This is a genomic window from Burkholderia sp. MSMB0856 (assembly GCF_001524645.2).
Taxonomy (GTDB): Bacteria; Pseudomonadota; Gammaproteobacteria; order Burkholderiales; family Burkholderiaceae; genus Burkholderia; species Burkholderia diffusa.
Genome location: NZ_CP013427.1, coordinates 1,326,551 through 1,344,239 on the forward strand (window position 1 = coordinate 1,326,551; position 17,689 = coordinate 1,344,239).

Consider the following 17,689-nt stretch of genomic DNA (forward strand, 5'->3'; position numbering starts at 1 on the left):
CGCGGCGTCGTGCCGCGGCAGGTGGTCCGTCCGTTTCGCATGCTGGGCGAGCTTCGCCAGGGCGGTTTCCTTCGGCTCACGGTTCATCTCTATGGAATCACTGCGCATCTACAACACGCTCGCGCGTGACAAGCAAGTTTTCGTGCCGCGCCAGACAGGCGAAGTGCGGATGTACGTATGCGGGATCACCGTCTACGACTATTGTCACGTGGGCCACGCGCGCATGCTGGTCGTGTTCGACCTCGTCCAGCGCTGGCTGCGTGCGATCGGCTATCGGGTCACGTACGTGCGCAACATCACCGACATCGACGACAAGATCATCCGCCGCGCGGTCGAGAACGGCGAGACGATCAAGTCGTTGACCGACCGTTTCATCGGCGCGATGCACGAGGATGAAGCGGCGCTCGGCATCCAGCGGCCGGACATCGAGCCGCGCGCGACGCAGTTCATTCCGCAGATGCTCGGGATGATCGAGCAGCTCGAGGCGAACGGCTACGCGTACCAGGCGACCGACGGCGACGTCAATTATTCGGTGCGCAAGTTCGCGAACTACGGGAAGCTGTCGGGCAAGTCGCTCGACGATCTGCGCGCGGGCGAGCGCGTCGCCGCGAACGATGCGAAGGAAGATCCGCTCGATTTCGTGCTGTGGAAGCGCGCGAAGTCGGACGACCCGGAAGGCGCGTCGTGGGCATCGAAGTACGGGATGGGCCGGCCGGGCTGGCACATCGAGTGCTCCGCGATGGGCTGCACGCTGCTCGGCGAGCATTTCGACATCCACGGCGGCGGCCAGGACCTGCAATTCCCGCACCACGAGAACGAGATCGCGCAGAGCGAAGGCGCGACCGGCCAGACGTTCGTCAATTACTGGATGCACAACGGCTTCGTGCAGGTCGACAACGAGAAGATGTCGAAATCGCTCGGCAACTTCTTCACGATCCGCGAAGTGCTCGAGCGCTACGACGCCGAGGTCATGCGCTTCTTCATCGTGCGCACGCACTACCGGTCGCCGCTCAACTACAGCGACGTGCATCTCGACGATGCGCGCGCGTCGCTCACGCGCCTGTATACCGCGCTGAAGGATGTCGGGCCCGACGCGCTCGCGCTCGACTGGAACGAGCCGCATGCGCAGCGTTTCGCGGCCGCGATGAACGACGACATCAACACGCCGGTCGCGGTGGCGACGCTGTTCGAGCTGGCGGGCGAAGTCAACCGCACGCGCGATGCATCGCTCGCGCGGCAACTGAAACAGTTGGCTGGCCTGCTGGGCCTGCTTGGCCGCGAACCGCGCGCGTTCCTGCAGCAGGGCACGGGTGCCGCGCAGGCAGGCGGGCTCGCAGCCGACGAAATCGAAGCGAAGATCGCCGCGCGTGTCGCGGCGAAGCAAGCGAAGGACTATGCCGAAGCGGACCGGATTCGGGCGGAACTGCTCGACGCCGGCATCGCACTTGAAGACAAACCGGGCGGATCGACCGAATGGCGTCGCGTATGAGCGCGGTGCGTTCCACTGACCGATCCGTCAGGTAGGAGGCAAGATGGCAACGGCCAGAAAAGCGCCGGTCAGGCGCGCGACTCCGCTCGCCGCGCGTCCGGCGGCCAAGCGCGCGCCAGCGGCGAAGGCGGACGCGACGCGCGCCGTGCCGAACGGCGCGCTCAACGGTCATGCGAAGCCCGCACGCGGGAAGGGCGCGGACGCGGCGCAGCCGGAGGTCGCGATGGCGGCCGCCGACGCGGCCCGCAAGGTGCGTGCAGCCGATGCGGCAGTCGACGGCGCCGATGGTGTCGTGCGCCCCGCATACTGGGATAAGGCGTGCGCCGATCTCGTCAAGCGCGACCGCATCCTGAAGAAACTGATCCCGAAGTTCGGCCCCGCGCATCTCGTGAAGCGCGGCGACCCGTTCGTCACGCTCGCGCGCTCGGTCGTCGGCCAGCAGATCTCGGTGCCGTCCGCGCAGGCGCTGTGGGCGCGCATCGAGGATGCGTGTCCGAAGCTCGCGCCGCAGCCGGTCATCCGGCTCGGGGCGGACAAGCTGATCGCGTGCGGACTGTCGAAGCGCAAGACGGAATATATTCTCGACCTCGCGCAACACTTCGTGTCCGGCGCGCTGCACGTCGACAAATGGACGTCGATGGACGACGAGGACGTGATCGCCGAACTCACGCAGATCCGCGGCATCAGCCGCTGGACGGCCGAGATGTTCCTGATCTTCAACCTGTCGCGGCCGGACGTGCTGCCGCTCGACGATCCGGGCCTGATCCGCGCGATCAGCGTCAATTACTTCAGCGGGGAGCCCGTCACGCGCAGCGAGGCGCGCGAAGTGGCCGCCAACTGGGAGCCGTGGCGTACCGTCGCGACCTGGTACATGTGGCGCAGCCTCGACACGCCGGACGCCGACGCCGATTGACGGCTATCGGGTTTTAAACATCAATAGTTGAGAACCGGTCTTGCACGTCGCCCGCGCGGGTAGAATACGCGCTGCCGCAAGACCCAAGGATTCGAACACATGAAGACCACGTTTCTGGATTTCGAACAGCCGATCGCCGAACTCGAGGCCAAGATCGAAGAGCTGCGATTCGTGCAGGACGACTCGGCTGTCGATATTTCGGAAGAAATCGAGCGTCTGTCGAAGAAGAGCCAGCAACTGACGAAGGACCTCTACGCGAACCTGTCGCCGTGGCAGGTCTCGCAGATCGCGCGGCATCCGCAGCGTCCGTACACGCTCGATTACGTTGCGGAACTGTTTACCGATTTTCACGAACTGCATGGCGACCGCGCATTCGCGGACGATCTTTCGATCGTCGGCGGTCTCGCGCGCTTCGGCGGGCATCCGTGCATGGTGATCGGCCATCAGAAGGGGCGCGACACGAAGGAACGCGCGGCGCGCAACTTCGGGATGCCGCGTCCGGAAGGCTATCGCAAGGCCGAACGCCTGATGCGTCTCGCCGAGAAGTTCGGGCTGCCGATCTTCACGTTCGTCGACACGCCGGGCGCGTACCCGGGCATCGGCGCGGAAGAGCGCGGCCAGTCGGAGGCGATCGGCCGCAACCTGTACGTGATGGCCGAACTGAAGACGCCGATCATCACGACCGTGATCGGCGAGGGCGGTTCGGGCGGCGCGCTCGCGATCGCCGTGGCCGACACCGTGATGATGCTGCAGTTCTCGACCTATTCGGTGATCTCGCCGGAAGGCTGCGCGTCGATCCTGTGGAAGAGCGCGGCGAAGGCGCCCGAGGCAGCGGAAGCGCTGGGCCTGACCGCGCATCGCTTGAAGGCGCTCGGCCTGATTGACAAGATCATCAACGAGCCGCTCGGCGGTGCACACCGCGATCCGAAGGGCATGGCCGCGCTGCTGCGCCGTGCGCTCGCCGATTCGCTGCGCCAGTTCCAGGGCATGAGCATCGATGCGCTGCGCGAGCGCCGCTTCGAGCGCCTGATGGCCTACGGCAAGTTCAAGGAAACCACGCCCGGCGCATGACCGGCGTGTTCGCATCGCGCGCCGTCCGGCGCGCGTCTGTCTCGTGATCCCCTCGACCGAATTCTCCGCCGACCGCGTCGTTCTCGACGCGGTCGGCGTTGCGCTTGCCGATCTGCCGGCCGATGCACGCATCGCGATCGCGTACAGCGGCGGCCTCGACTCGACCGTGCTGCTCGACGCGGCCGTGCGCGTGGCGGGTGCGTCGCGCTGCGTCGCGCTGCACGTGCATCACGGCCTGAGCGCGAATGCCGACGCTTGGGTCGCGCATGCGCAGGAGGCGGCCGAGCGACTCGGCGTCGCGTTCGAATCGGAGCGTGTCGACGTGCCGCGCGACAGCGGCCTCGGCATCGAGGCGACCGCGCGCGAGCGCCGCTATGCGGCGCTCGACGCGATGTGCGAACGTCATGGCGTGGCCGCGCTCTGGGTCGCGCAGCATGCCGACGACCAGGCGGAGACCGTGCTGCTGCAGTTGCTCCGCGGTGCGGGGATCGCCGGCCTGGCCGCGATGGCGCCGCGTTATCGCCCTGACGGTGCGAGCGTCGAGCGCGTACGACCGCTGCTGCGATTGTTACGCGCGCAACTGGAGCGCTACGCGGTGCAGCGTAAGCTGACGTGGATCGACGACGAATCGAATGCCGATACGCGCTATGCGCGCAATGCGCTGCGCCTTGACGTGCTGCCGGCGCTCGCCGTGCATTTCCCGGGCTTTCGCGATGCGCTGGGGCGCGCGGCCCAGCATGCGGCGGCCGCGCAGCGGCTGCTCGACGATCTCGCCGAACTGGATTTCGCCGGCGCCGCGCGTGACGACGGCCGCGCGCTGTCGCGCGATGCGCTGGTCGCGTTCGATGACACGCGCGGCGCGAACCTGCTGCGTTTCTGGATGCGCCGGCTCGGCTTGCCCGGTGCATCGGCAGGGCGGCTCGCGAACATGATGCGGCAACTGCGCGCCGCGCACGACGCGCATGCGCTGCGGGTCGATCATGCCGGGCAGTGTCTGCGGCTCTATCGCGACACCGTGTACTGGGAGGCGGGCGACAGCGCCGAGCCGGCCGACGACGGCACCGGAACACCGCATCCCGAATCCTCGCTTGCGTGGGACGGCCAGGAAGTCTGGCACGTACCGGCATGGCGCGGCACGTTCGTATTCGCACCGGCCGAAGCCGGCAGCGACGGTGCGGTGCCGGAGGCGCTGCTGCGAAGCGCCGCGCTTGCCGCGCGCGCCCGCGCGGGCGGCGAGCGGCTGCGTACGTCACCTGGTGGCCCGAGTCGCACGCTGAAGAATCTGTTCCAGGAGCGCGGCGTGCCGGCCTGGCAGCGCGACGTACCGCTGTTGTTCGCGGGCGACCGGCTCGTCTACGTGCCACGGCTCGGCGTGAATCATGGCGACGGGCTGTCCGGCGATGGCGGGTGGCGCCGGATCGAGTGGCGTCCCGATCTGCTGATCGCGTAGCGGCGGCACGCTTCCGGCCGCGCAATCGCGCGCCGGTTTTCACCATTTGGTAAACAGCGCCGGAACGCTTGCCAAACCGGCGGGCGGCTTGTCAAGCGGGCCTCTATCGGGTACGCTCGGTCGTTTGCTCGGCTCGATTTTTGAGCGATTTGTGCAGGTTTTCCCGCGTGACGTACCCGGTTTGCGCGGCCTGATCGGCCTTCCGGGCAAAATCCGTCACGCTTGCGTGCTGCGTCCCAGCCGTCCCCCTCGTCGTCCGTCCACAGCCACAAGCCGCGTGACCGAACGGCAACTCGGCCTGCCCTGCGCGCCCGTGCGGCTTCTCCTTCAGTTCAGAACGACAATGGCACTCATCGTACACAAATACGGCGGCACTTCGATGGGCTCGGTCGAGCGCATCAAGAACGTCGCGAAACGCGTCGCAAAATGGCATCAGGCCGGGCACCAGATGGTGGTCGTGCCGTCCGCGATGTCCGGCGAAACCAACCGCCTGCTCGGTCTCGCGAAAGAGATTTCGAGCCAGCCGAGCCCGCGCGAGCTCGACATGATCGCGTCGACCGGCGAGCAGGTCAGCGTCGGCCTGCTGTCGATCGCGCTGCAGGAAATCGGCGTCGAAGCCGTGAGCTATGCCGGCTGGCAAGTGCCGATCAAGACCGACAGCGCGTTCACGAAGGCGCGTATCCACTCGATCGACGACGAGCGCGTGAAGGCCGATCTGAACGCCGGCAAGGTCGTGATCATCACGGGCTTCCAGGGCGTCGATCCGGATGGCCACATCACGACGCTGGGCCGTGGCGGCTCGGACACGTCGGCGGTGGCGGTGGCGGCCGCGCTGGATGCCGAAGAGTGCCTGATCTACACCGACGTCGACGGCGTCTACACGACCGACCCGCGCGTGGTCGAAGAGGCGCGACGCCTCGATCGCGTGACGTTCGAGGAAATGCTGGAAATGGCCAGCCTCGGCTCGAAGGTCCTGCAGATCCGCTCGGTCGAATTCGCCGGCAAATACCAGGTGAAGACGCGCGTGCTGTCGAGCCTGACCGATCCGCTGATTGCGCTCGACGAAGAAATGCGCTCGGGCACCCTGATTACTTTTGAAGAAGACGAGACCATGGAAAAGGCAGTCATTTCCGGCATCGCGTTCCAGCGCGACGAAGCCCGCATTGCGGTGATGGGCGTGCCCGACAAGCCGGGCATCGCGTATCAGATCCTCGGCCCGGTCGCCGACGCGAACGTCGACGTCGACATGATCATCCAGAACCAGAGCGTCGAAGGGAAGACGGACTTCACGTTCACGGTCGGCCGCGGCGACTACCAGAAGGCAATGGATATCCTCACCAACCAGGTGCAGGGCCATGTGAGCGCCGAGCGCGTGCAGGGCGACCCGAAGGTGTCGAAGGTGTCGGTCGTCGGCGTCGGCATGCGTTCGCACGTGGGCGTCGCGAGCAAGATGTTCCGCACGCTGTCGGAAGAGGGCATCAACATCCAGATGATCTCGACGTCCGAAATCAAGATTTCGGTGCTGATCGACGAGAAATACATGGAGCTGGCCGTCCGCGCGCTGCACAAGGCATTCGAACTCGACCAGGCAGCGTGAATTTTTTGTGATGCATTAAAGAAAATGCATCACGGAAATTGACGCACGGTTCGAAACCCTATATTATTTCGTTCTCGTCGCACTGCCTCCCTGGTGCGAGCGAAAGTTTGGGAGACGTGGCCGAGAGGTCGAAGGCACTCCCCTGCTAAGGGAGCATCTGGGCCAAAACCTGGATCGAGGGTTCGAATCCCTCCGTCTCCGCCAAAAGCGGTGACAAAGCCCCGCAAGTTCTCGGACTTGCGGGGCTTTTTCTTTTGCCGCTCCGATTACGGACCTGCCGCCCGGCGCCACGCTTCGTCCGGACAGCCAATCAATGCTCGACTTGAGCGGCGCTCATGCGCTAAATAGGCGTATCGCCTCGCGCGGCTCAATCCGGAGTTCCGGCACGCATGCATTCCGTACTGACCATCCTTTCGCATCGACCCGTCGACGGGCTCGTCGACAATCACGAACGCTACGCGCGGGGCCGCGGTTACCGGCACGCGATCGTCGACGGCACGCACGTATATGGCGAGCGCCAGCAGGTGCTGCACAAGTACCACGCGATCATCGCGCAGCTCGTCGCGATGGAGCAGGGCGCGTTGCTGCTCGTGCTCGATCCGTTCTCGGTGGTGTTCGGGCAGCATGCGTTGCCGGATGTCGCCGACGGTTATGACGCGATCGTTACGACGCAGACGTCGAAATCGCCGCTGCCCGCCGCAAGCGGCATGATCTTTCGCAACGTGCCCGACGTGCGCGAGCGCTTGCGCAAGCTGGTGGTCGAGCTGGGCAAGTGGGCGATGCGCTTGCCCGAGCGGCACCATGCGTGCGAGGCGACGCTGCTTGCCGAGCACTTCCCGCCGCTGCCGTTCGATCAGCCGCTCGCGACCGGTTATTTCGCGTCGGCCCAGACCGTGTGGGGCGACGGCCTTGCGATCGACGGCGTCGTTGGCGCGCAACCGCTCGTGGCGCACCACGCGCCGGAATGGCAGCAGATCGATGGCGTATGGGCGCCGACGCCCGACTACGACTTTCGCTATGTGCTCGCGCTCGTCGACGATGCGGCGCGCGTTCAGCGAGGCGAGCAGCCGCGCGCAATGGACGACTGGCGCGCCGCGCAGCAACGAACGCGCGAGCCGGCGCGGCACCTGAACCCGCATGCAGACATCGCGTTCGTGAGTCTGCACACGTCGCACATCGCCGGTTACGGCGATCTTCACGAAGAGAACTTCATTCGCTATTGCACGCGACACGGCTATGCGTACCACGCGTATCGCGAACCGCCCGCGTTCCTGCCGGCCGGCGTCGATGCAAACTGGGCGAAGCTGCACCTGATTCGCGAACATCTGCCCGATCACGCGTTCGTGTTCTGGGTCGACGCCGACATCCTCGCGATCGACCAGCGGCAGACGGTCGACAGCGTGATCGACGGCCGCGATTTCGTGATCGGCACCGACCACACGGCCTGGGCGATCAACTCGTGCATGATCGGCGCGCGCAACGTCGCGCCGATGCGCGAACTGGTCGAGCGCATATGCGCGCGCATCGAGAGCTTCGACGATCGGTCGTCAGTCTATGCAAGCGGCGGCGACCAGCAGGCGATCTATGTCGAACTGCTGGAGGCGGGCATGATCGACGCGCGCTACATCGTCGATGCGACGTCGCTCGCGTCGTCGCCCGTCTATGCGACGCAAGACAGCCGTTTCGTCCATTTCCCCGCGCAACACAACCACTATCGCGCGGTGACGATGCGCGTGTGGGACCGGCTGAGCCATCAGCGCTGACGGAGCGGAATGCGCCGCGATTTCCGGTTTCCGGATCGCGGCGATCGTCTGTCATTGAAGTAAAAATGAAAGCGTCGATGTAAGGATTGAATCGGTTCCGTTCATCCTTCCCCGCATTCACCTCCTTGCGCTCCGAAGCATCGGCTTCCGACAAAAATGCGGCGTCGCACCGATTCACGCGAGCGACGCCGCGTCGCAATACGAAAAATTACTCATAAAAATCAGCGGCGTATCTGAGCATCGTAAAACAAAGCTTTGCTGCGATGCAAAAAATAATCAGTCGCCTTATGCTGGTTAACCCGATTGCGCTTGAGCGGCGTCAAACTTTGCGCTGATTCCGCTTTACATTTTACCAACAATGGCGATCCACGAAATCTATCTGTCGATTTGATTTCGTTCCCTTCGTCACGCCTGTTCCCAATGCAGTGCGCGACCTTCTCAAGGCCTGTTGACATGCATGATTTCCCCTTTCTGAGCCTGGCGATCTGGGTTCCGATCCTGTTCGGCGCGTGCCTGCTGCGTGCCGGTTCCGACCGTCATCTCCGGCGCACGAGGCTGATCGCGCTCGTCGGCGCGTTCGCGGGGCTCGCCGCCGTCGCGCCGCTCGTCGCCGGCTTCGATTCGCACTCGGCCGCGATGCAGTTCGCCGAAACCCGCAACTGGCTGGCGGCGTTCAACGCCGGCTGGCGCGTCGGGATCGACGGCGCGTCGCTGTGGCTCGTCGTGCTGACCGCTTTCACGACGCTCGTCGTCGTGATCGCGTCGTGGGAGTCGGTGACGGTGCGCGTCGCGCAGTACTACGCGTCGTTCCTCATCCTGTCGGGGCTGATGGTCGGCGTGTTCGTCGCGCAGGACGGGCTGCTGTTCTTCATCTTCTTCGAGGCGACGCTGATTCCGCTGTATCTGCTGATCGGCACGTGGGGCAGAGAGCACCGCGTCTACGCGGCCGTGAAGTTCTTCTTCATCTCGTTCGCGGGTTCACTGCTGCTGTTGATGGCGATGCTGTACCTGTACGCGAAGTCGCATACGTTCGATATGAGCGCATGGCGCACGCTGCAGCTCGGCTTCGCACCGCAGTTGCTGGTGTTCCTCGGTTTCTTCGCGGCATTCGCGGTCAAGGTGCCGATGTGGCCGGTGCATACGTGGCTGCGCGACGTCTACACGGACGGCCCGACGGGCGCGGCGCTGATGCTCGCGATGCTCAAGCTCGGCGGCTACGGCTTCCTGCGCTTCGCGCTGCCGATCACGCCGGACGCGAGCCACTTCTTCGCGCCGGCCGTGATCGCGCTGTCGCTGTTCGCGATCGTCTACGCGAGCCTGATCGCGCTCGCGCAGACCGATCTCGGCAAGCTGCTCGCATATTCGACGGTCGCGCACATGGGGATCGTCACGCTCGGGCTGTTCCTGTTCAACCAGATCGGCGTCGAAGGCGCGATCGTGCAGCTCGTGTCGTACGGCTTCGTCGCGGGCGCGATGCTGCTGTGCGTGAGCGTGCTGGTCGATCGCACGAAGCAGCGCGAGATCGCCGCGTACGGCGGCGTGGCGGGTGTCATGCCGCGCTTCGCGACGTTCGCGCTGCTGTTCGCGATGGCCAACGTCGGCCTGCCGGGCACGTCGGGCTTCGTCGGCGAGTTCATGGTCATCATGGGCGCGATCCGCGTCAACTTCTGGATCGGCGCGATCGCGGCGCTCACGCTGATCCTCAGCGCGTCGTACACGCTGTGGATGATCAAGCGCGTCGTGTTCGGCAAGGTCGCGAGCGCGCGCATCGCGAAGCTCGCCGATCTCAGCCGTCGCGAGATCGTGATGTTCGCGTCGCTCGCGCTGATCGTGCTGATGGTCGGCGTCGATCCGAAGCCGTTCACCGACGCGATCGACCCGACCGTCGCGCGGCTGATCGACGACGCCAGCCATTCGAAGCTGCCGGCCGGGGAGGGCGGCGCGCCCGCGCAGGCGTACATGGCAGCGACGCACGGCTGAAGGCGTGACGTCGCGAGCAACGGCCGCATCGCACGACGACGCGATCGTTGCACGCACATTCATCCGGTCAGGCGCGGGCGGCGTCCGGCCGGCTCGTGCCCGCCTTCCGGATGCGTGAAATTGCCCCGCGACAATCTGACTCACAGCAGATTTTGCAATGATGATTTGCCGCATCCACCGGTTTTTCGTCGCACCCGCGCGACGTATGATTCGGCCACTTTCGTGGATCGAATGCGCATCGGGCATACGCAACGGATTCAATGACCCTCGGGCTGTGTGATGAAAAGAAAAGCTTCAAGAGGCTGGACGGCGCTGATATCGATCGGCGCGGCGCTGAGCCTGTCAGGCTGTAATTTAGATGTACTAAATCCGAAAGGAAGCGTCGGCGCCGCGGAAAAGGCGCTGATCGCGACGTCGACCTGGGCGATGCTGATCGTCGTCGTGCCGGTGATCCTGCTCACGCTGTGGTTCGCGTGGCGTTATCGCGCATCGAACCGCAACGCCGCGTACGCGCCGAACTGGTCGCACTCGACCGCGATCGAGGTTGTGATCTGGACGGTGCCGACGCTGATCATCCTGTTTCTCGGCGTGCTCACGTGGAAAACCACGCACGAGCTCGATCCGTACAAGCCACTCGAGTCGTCGGTGAAGCCGATCGATGTCGAGGTCGTCGCGCTCGACTGGAAGTGGCTGTTCATCTATCCGGAACTCGGCATCGCGTCGGTGAACCAGCTCGCGATTCCGGTCGGCACACCGGTGAACTTCCGCATTACGTCGGATTCGGTGATGAACTCGTTCTTCATTCCGCAGCTCGGCGGCCAGGTGTACGCGATGGCCGGCATGCAGACGCGCCTGCACCTGATCGCCGACGAAGCCGGCGACTACGCGGGCACGTCCGCCAACTTCAGCGGCCGCGGCTTCTCCGACATGAAGTTCCGCACGCTCGCCGAGCCGCGCGAGCAGTTCGACGCCTGGGTGCAGAAGGTGAAGGCGTCGCCCGACCGGCTCGACGCGACCGTGTACGGCACCGTCGCGCAGCCCAGCGAGAAGGCGCCCGTGCGCTACTTCTCGTCGGTCGATCCGCGGCTCTTCCACAACATCATCGCGAAATACAACGATGGCCACGTCCTCGACCTGAAGGACGCCGCCTGCGGCACGAAGGGGTAACGCATGTTCGGCAAACTCACACTATCGGCGATCCCGTTCGATCAGCCCATCATCATGGGGGCCGGCGCCTTCATGGGGCTGGTCGTGCTGGGCATCCTCGCCGCGCTGACGATCACCGGCCGCTGGAAGTGGCTGTGGACGGAATGGCTGACGACGGTCGACCACAAGAAACTCGGCGTGATGTACATCATCGTCGCGCTGATCATGCTGCTGCGCGGCTTCGCCGACGCGATCATGATGCGCATGCAGCTCGCGCTCGCGTACAACGCGCCCGGCTACCTGCCGCCGCACCACTATGACCAGATCTTCACGGCACACGGCGTGATCATGATCTTCTTCATGGCGATGGTGTTCATGGTCGGCCTGATGAACCTCGTCGTGCCGCTGCAGATCGGCGCGCGCGATGTCGCGTTTCCGTTCATCAACTCGCTGTCGTTCTGGATGACCGCGGTCAGCGCGATCCTGATCAACGTGTCGCTCGTGATCGGCGAGTTCGCGCAGACAGGCTGGCTCGCGTATCCGCCGCTGTCGGAGCTGCAGTTCAGTCCCGGGGTAGGGGTCGACTACTACCTGTGGGCGTTGCAGATCTCGGGTGTCGGCACGCTGCTGACCGGCGTGAACTTCTTCGTGACGATCATCAAGATGCGCGCGCCGGGCATGACGCTGATGAAGATGCCGGTGTTCACGTGGACGGCCCTCTGCACGAACGTGCTGATCATGGCGTCGTTCCCGATCCTGACCGCGACGCTCGCGCTGCTCGGCCTCGACCGTTACCTCGGCATGCACTTCTTCACGAACGAAGCCGGCGGCAACGCGATGCTGTATCTGAACCTGATCTGGGCGTGGGGCCATCCGGAGGTGTACATCCTGATTCTGCCGGCGTTCGGCATCTTCTCGGAAGTCATCGCGACGTTCTCGAAGAAGCCACTGTTCGGCTACAAGACGATGGTGTACGCGACCTGCGCGATCATGGTGCTGTCGTTCCTCGTGTGGCTGCATCACTTCTTCACGATGGGTTCCGGTGCGAACGTCAACGCGTTCTTCGGGATCATGACGATGATCATCGCGATCCCGACCGGCGTGAAGGTGTTCAACTGGCTGTTCACGATGTACCGCGGCCGGATCGAATTCACGACGCCCGTGCTGTGGACGATCGGCTTCATGGTCACGTTCACGCTCGGCGGCATGACCGGCGTGATGATGGCGATCCCGGGCGCGGACTTCGTGCTGCACAACAGCCTGTTCCTCATCGCGCACTTCCACAACGTGATCATCGGCGGCGTGCTGTTCGGGTATCTCGCGGGCTTCAACTACTGGTTCCCGAAGGCGTTCGGCTTCAAGCTGAACGAGAAGCTCGGCAAGGCCGCGTTCTGGTTCTGGCAGGTCGGCTTCTACGTCGCGTTCGTGCCGCTCTACGTGCTCGGCTTCATGGGCATGACGCGCCGTCTGAACCACTACGACAACCCGGCGTGGCATCCGTGGCTGCTGGTCGCCGCGTTCGGCGCCGTGCTGATCGCGATCGGCATCGCATGCCAGCTGCTGCAACTGGTCGTCAGCATCCGCAACCGGAACCTGCCGGCATACCGCGACACCACGGGCGATCCGTGGGGCGGTCGCACGCTGGAATGGGCGACCTCGTCGCCGCCGGCCGAGTACAACTTCGCGGTGATCCCGCAAGTGCGCACGCTCGACGCGTACGCCGACATGAAGGCGCGCGGCGACGGCCGGCCGAACCCGGCGACGATCCGCGACATCCACATGCCGTCGAATACGTGTGCGGGTCTCGTGGTCGCGATCTTCAGCCTGGTTCTGGGCTTCGCGCTCGTGTGGCACATCTGGTGGATGGCCATCGGCGGCCTGGTCGGCATCGTCGCGACGCTCGTGGTCTACAGCTCGCGCGACAACGACGGCTACTACATCCCGGCGTCGAAGGTGCGCAGGATCGAAGAGAAGCAACCGGCGGCACGCGTGGCCACGCATGTCGACGACGTGGAACTGGAGGCCAACTGATGTTGCAGAAAACCTTGAGCGCAGCCCTGCTCGAGCACGACGACCATCCGCCGTCGCACTCGGTGTTCGGCTTCTGGCTGTACCTGATGACCGACTGCGTGATCTTCGCGGCGCTGTTCGCGACGTTCGCGGTGCTCGGCAACCAGTACGCGGGCGGTCCGACCGCGAAGGACCTGTTCGACATTCCGGGCGTCGCGGTCGAGACGGCCGCGCTGCTGCTGTCGAGCATCACCTACGGTTTCGCGATGCTGGCCGCGTACAAGCAGCGGCGCGGCGCGCTGCTCGCGTGGCTCGCGGTGACGTTCGTGCTCGGCGCGGCGTTCCTCGCGATGGAACTGCGCGAGTTCTCGCACCTGATCGCGGAAGGCGCGGGCCCGCAGCGCAGCGCGTTCCTGTCGGCGTTCTTCACGCTGGTCGGCACGCACGGGCTGCACGTGACGGCCGGCCTGGTGTGGATGATCGTGCTCGCCGGGCAGATCGTATCGCGCGGCGGCGACCTGACCGATCGCGACCTGCGGCGCCTGACGTGCCTGAGCCTCTTCTGGCACTTCCTCGACATCGTGTGGATCTGCGTGTTTTCCTTTGTCTATCTCGCGAGCGTGATCTAAATGGCTCATTCGCATTCGTCTCAACTCGAAGAAGGGCATGGCAGCGTCGGCGGCTATGTCGCCGGCTTCATCCTGTCGGTGCTGCTCACCGCCGCGTCGTTCGGCCTCGTGATGGGCGGCGTGCTGTCGCCGCACGCATCGCTGATCGCGCTGGCCGTGCTCGCATTCGTGCAGATCGTCGTGCACCTCGTGTACTTCCTGCACATGAACGGCTCCTCCGGCCAGCGCTGGAACGTGATGGCGTTCAGCTACACCGTGCTGACCGCGGCGATCCTGATCGTCGGCACGCTGTGGGTGATGCACAACGTCAGCATGAACATGATGTCGCGCTGAACGTCATCGTGGCGCAGCGGACGATCTCCATGCGCTTCGTGCAAAAAAAGGCGGCACGCAAGTGCCGCCTTTTTCTCATTTCGCGGCCCGATACCGCATGACGTCAGCGTAGGCGGCGCGCGGGGCCGGGCGGGCGACGCACGGATGAAACATGTTTCATCCGCGTTCGCCCGATGCCGGATGAAGCTATTTTCATCTAACGCCGGATGGCGATCGGGGCGTCTACGATACTCGCGCGCGCATCGGATGCGCGCGTCGTGACATCCATTGCGAGGACAGGCATGCGAGTACTGACGGTCGAAGACGATGCGGCGACCGCGAACGAGATCGTTGGCGAACTGACCGCGCGCGGATGTCGGGAAAAATGTCGGTCGGCGTGCGCAGTGCCGCGAGCGGCCCGGCGATCAGGATCAGCAGGGCAAGGACGATGAACGTATAGGGGCGCGCGAGCGCGAGTCGGACGAGTTTCAGCATCGGCGAGGTCTCCGCCGGCGCGGGGTGCCGGCCTGTCAGCGAGATGCCGACGCGTGGCGCGAGCACGCATCGGCTCGCGCAGTGTGCGTGGCGCCGCTTAACGCCGGGCGCGGGCCAGGATGAAAGACGTTTTAGGAAGGGCGGAGCGGGCTCGCGGCCCGTGCGGCAAGGCGGGCCGGGGAGCGAGGCGCGACGGCCGGGCGCCAATTGTTACAAGACGTTAGCGCGCGGTTCCCGTTGCGACGCTGCGCATCAGTTCTTACAAACTTGAAATATGCCGGGACGGCGCTTGTCGCTATAGTCGAATCACACATGAAACAACTCGAAGAGGAATCCATGAAGACTTTGCGTGTTGCCTCGCTCATGACCGGTATGACGGCCTTGCTCGTGTCGGGCGCAGCAATGGCGGGAGTCAATGTCGGGATCAACGTCGGCGTGCCGGCTCCGGTCTACGTCGCGCCCGCGCCCGTGTATGCGCCGCCGCCTCCGCCGGTCGTCTACCAGCCGGCGCCCGTGTATGCACCGGCGCCCATCTACGCGCCGGCACCGGCGATCGTGATCGGCTGGCACGGCGATCGTTACTGGGACGGCCGCCGCTACTGGGGCCGCGACGAGTGGTATCGCCATCATGGCCGCGGCTGGGACCGCGATCGCGGTCACGGCCATTGGGATAACGGCCGCCACAACGGCTGGCGTTGATCGACATGCGACGCACGCGTGTCGCGTGCGCGCATGAGACGAAGACCGCCCGCGTGGCGGTTTTCTTTTGCCTGCACGGGCCGCGCGCGGCGCTCGCGATGCGCCGGCGCCACGCACCAAAAGCCGCAGGCTGGCTCGACGTCGAATTGAATGGGTAGAATCGACCCACGTTCCATCCCTCAATCGACCGACAGGGCCTCTATGACGAAGGGTTCGCCTCGGGCCGCCGCCGCGCGTACCCGCTTCGGCGCCGCGCGTGCAGTACGTGCCGCCGGCCGCACGGCGGCAGCATGGGCAATACAGGCGGTACTCGCCGCGACGGCCGCGCACGCGGCCCATGCGATCGCGCAGTATGGCGAGCCGAAATATCCGCCGGGCTTCAAGCATTTCGACTACGTGAACCCGGACGCGCCGAAGGGCGGCACGCTCGTGCTCGCGAACCCGAACCGGCTGACATCGTTCGACAAGTTCAATCCGTTCACGATGCGCGGCAACCCTGCGCCGGGCATCGACATGCTGTTCGAGAGCCTTGCGACCGGCAGCATGGACGAGCCGTCCTCCGCCTACGGGCTGCTCGCCGACGACATCGCGATCGCGCCGGACCGCCGCTCGGTCACGTTCCACCTGAACCCGCGCGCGCGCTTCTCGAACGGCGATCCGGTCACGGCCGAGGACGTCAGGTTCTCGTTCGACACGCTGAAGAGCAAGCTGGCCGCACCGCAGTTCGGCGCGTACTTCGCCGAAATCGCGAAGGCCGTGGTGATCGATCCTGCGACGGTGCGCTTCGAATTCCGCAGCGCGAACCGCGAGCTGCCGCTGATCGCCGGCGGCGTGCCGGTGTTCTCGCGCAAGTGGGGGCTGCGCGCGGACGGCTCGCGGATTCCGTTCGACCAGCTTGCGTTCGAGCAGCCGATCGGCAGCGGCCCGTACCTGATCGAGCGCTACGACAACGGCCGCACCATTACGTACCGGCGCAATCCCGCGTACTGGGGCGCCGATCTGCCGGTGCGGATCGGCACCGACAACTTCGAGCGGATCGTCTACAAGCTGTACGGCGACGGCGTCGCGCGCCTCGAGGCGTTCAAGGCCGGCGAGTACGACGTGCTGGTCGAATACATCGCGCGCAACTGGACGCGCCGCGACGTCGGCAAGCGCTTCGACAGTGGCGAGCTCGTCAAGCGCGAATTCCGCCAGCACAACGGCGCGGGCATGCAGGGCTTCTTCATGAACCTGCGCCGGCCGCAGTTTCGCGACGTGCGCGTGCGCCAGGCGCTCGATCTCGCATTCGACTTCGAATGGCTGAACCGCCAGCTGTTCTATAGCGCGTACACGCGCCTCGACAGCTATTTCGCCGATACCGACCTGCAGGCGACCGGCACGCCGGGCCCGGGTGAGCTGAAACTGCTGGAGCCGTTGCGCGCGCAGCTCGACCCGGCCGTGTTCGGGCCGATGGTCACGCAGCCGAACACGAACCCGCCGGGCTCGCTGCGCGCGAATCTGCTGAAGGCGCGTGCGCTGCTCGCGCAGGCCGGCTGGACCTACCGCGACGGCGCGTTGCGCAACGCGCAGGGCGAGCCGTTCACGTTCGAGATCCTCGACGATTCGGGCGCGGCGATGGAAGGCGTCGTGACCGCCTATCAGCGCAACCTCGCGAAGCTCGGCATCGACGCGCGCTTTCGCACGGCCGATTACGCGCTGCTGCAGAAGCGGCTCGACGCATTCGACTACGACATGACGACGGTCCGCCTGCCGGGCGTGCAGGTGCCGGGCGCCGAGCAGTTCTCGCGCTACGCCAGCAAGTTCGCCGACGAGCCGGGCTCCGACAACATCATCGGCCTGAAGTCGCCGGCCGTCGACACGCTGCTGCATGCGCTCGGCGCCGCACAGACGCGTGACGACCTGCTTGACGCGACGCATGCGCTCGATCGCGTGCTGATGCACGGCTATTACGCGGTCCCGCAGTGGTACAGCACCACGCACCGGATCGCATACAAGCGCACGCTCGGCTATCCGCAGACGTTGCCGCTGTACTATTCGGCCGAGGGCTGGGTCGTGTCGACCTGGTGGGCCAAGCCCGATCACTGAAGCCTGCCGGCCCTTCGTTCAACCCAGCCTATCGATCGCGAGTCGACGCC

13 protein-coding genes, 1 tRNA gene and 2 pseudogenes are annotated in these 17,689 nt (G+C 65.3%); 15 read left to right on the forward strand and 1 reads right to left on the reverse strand.

Features of this window, described 5'->3' with window-relative positions; genetic code table 11:
* The first annotated feature begins 91 nt into the window (after positions 1-91).
* The 4 genes from cysS (at position 92) to tilS (ending at position 4,923) form a co-directional block, all read left to right on the forward strand.
* Positions 92-1,489: a cysteine--tRNA ligase gene (cysS, locus tag WS87_RS07320; protein WP_059817790.1), complete on the forward strand. Its 1,398-nt coding sequence runs from the start codon at positions 92-94 to the stop codon at positions 1,487-1,489.
* 43 nt (positions 1,490-1,532) lie between these two features.
* Positions 1,533-2,402, forward strand: coding sequence for a DNA-3-methyladenine glycosylase family protein (locus WS87_RS07325; protein ID WP_059702212.1), 870 nt, complete (start codon positions 1,533-1,535; stop codon positions 2,400-2,402).
* A gap of 99 nt (positions 2,403-2,501) precedes the next feature.
* Positions 2,502-3,473, forward strand: coding sequence for an acetyl-CoA carboxylase carboxyltransferase subunit alpha (locus tag WS87_RS07330; RefSeq protein ID WP_006478433.1), 972 nt, complete (start codon positions 2,502-2,504; stop codon positions 3,471-3,473).
* 43 nt (positions 3,474-3,516) lie between these two features.
* Positions 3,517-4,923: a tRNA lysidine(34) synthetase TilS gene (gene tilS, locus WS87_RS07335; protein ID WP_059817788.1), complete on the forward strand. Its 1,407-nt coding sequence runs from the start codon at positions 3,517-3,519 to the stop codon at positions 4,921-4,923.
* A 122-nt stretch (positions 4,924-5,045) separates the two neighbouring features.
* On the opposite strand, the pseudogene WS87_RS34680 reads toward tilS, so the two are convergent.
* Positions 5,046-5,284, reverse strand: a pseudogene (locus tag WS87_RS34680) (hypothetical protein); the annotation flags it as partial.
* Here WS87_RS34680 and WS87_RS07345 point away from each other — a divergent pair.
* From WS87_RS07345 to WS87_RS07395, 11 genes and pseudogenes are all read left to right on the forward strand, one after another.
* Entirely contained in the window at positions 5,267-6,520 is a 1,254-nt protein-coding gene (locus tag WS87_RS07345) for an aspartate kinase (protein WP_040144529.1), read from the forward strand. The pseudogene WS87_RS34680 and the gene WS87_RS07345 sit on opposite strands and share 18 nt — an antisense overlap.
* 110 nt (positions 6,521-6,630) lie before the next feature.
* A tRNA-Ser gene (locus WS87_RS07350) sits at positions 6,631-6,724 on the forward strand.
* Between the two features lie 185 nt (positions 6,725-6,909).
* Positions 6,910-8,283: a hypothetical protein gene (locus WS87_RS07355; RefSeq protein WP_059817785.1), complete on the forward strand. Its 1,374-nt coding sequence runs from the start codon at positions 6,910-6,912 to the stop codon at positions 8,281-8,283.
* A 453-nt stretch (positions 8,284-8,736) separates the two neighbouring features.
* Entirely contained in the window at positions 8,737-10,263 is a 1,527-nt protein-coding gene (locus WS87_RS07360) for an NADH-quinone oxidoreductase subunit M (RefSeq protein WP_059817783.1), read from the forward strand.
* Positions 10,264-10,542: 279 nt separating this feature from the next.
* Positions 10,543-11,430, forward strand: coding sequence for a ubiquinol oxidase subunit II (gene cyoA / locus WS87_RS07365; RefSeq protein WP_059450408.1), 888 nt, complete (start codon positions 10,543-10,545; stop codon positions 11,428-11,430).
* 3 nt (positions 11,431-11,433) lie between these two features.
* The gene (gene cyoB / locus WS87_RS07370) at positions 11,434-13,440 is read left to right on the forward strand and encodes a cytochrome o ubiquinol oxidase subunit I (protein WP_059702205.1); all 2,007 of its coding nucleotides are present in this window, start codon (positions 11,434-11,436) and stop codon (positions 13,438-13,440) included.
* Complete coding sequence (gene cyoC / locus WS87_RS07375; protein WP_059817781.1) at positions 13,440-14,048, forward strand: cytochrome o ubiquinol oxidase subunit III; 609 nt, start codon at positions 13,440-13,442, stop codon at positions 14,046-14,048. Before cyoB ends, cyoC begins: the two co-directional genes overlap by 1 nt.
* Complete coding sequence (gene cyoD, locus WS87_RS07380) at positions 14,049-14,381, forward strand: cytochrome o ubiquinol oxidase subunit IV (RefSeq protein WP_011352504.1); 333 nt, start codon at positions 14,049-14,051, stop codon at positions 14,379-14,381. It abuts the gene before it with no gap.
* 281 nt (positions 14,382-14,662) lie between these two features.
* Positions 14,663-14,734: pseudogene (locus tag WS87_RS34560) on the forward strand (DNA-binding response regulator); the annotation flags it as partial.
* Between the two features lie 457 nt (positions 14,735-15,191).
* Positions 15,192-15,554: a hypothetical protein gene (locus WS87_RS07390; RefSeq protein ID WP_059817931.1), complete on the forward strand. Its 363-nt coding sequence runs from the start codon at positions 15,192-15,194 to the stop codon at positions 15,552-15,554.
* A 201-nt stretch (positions 15,555-15,755) separates the two neighbouring features.
* Positions 15,756-17,639: an extracellular solute-binding protein gene (locus WS87_RS07395; RefSeq protein ID WP_059817779.1), complete on the forward strand. Its 1,884-nt coding sequence runs from the start codon at positions 15,756-15,758 to the stop codon at positions 17,637-17,639.
* Positions 17,640-17,689: the final 50 nt, after the last annotated feature.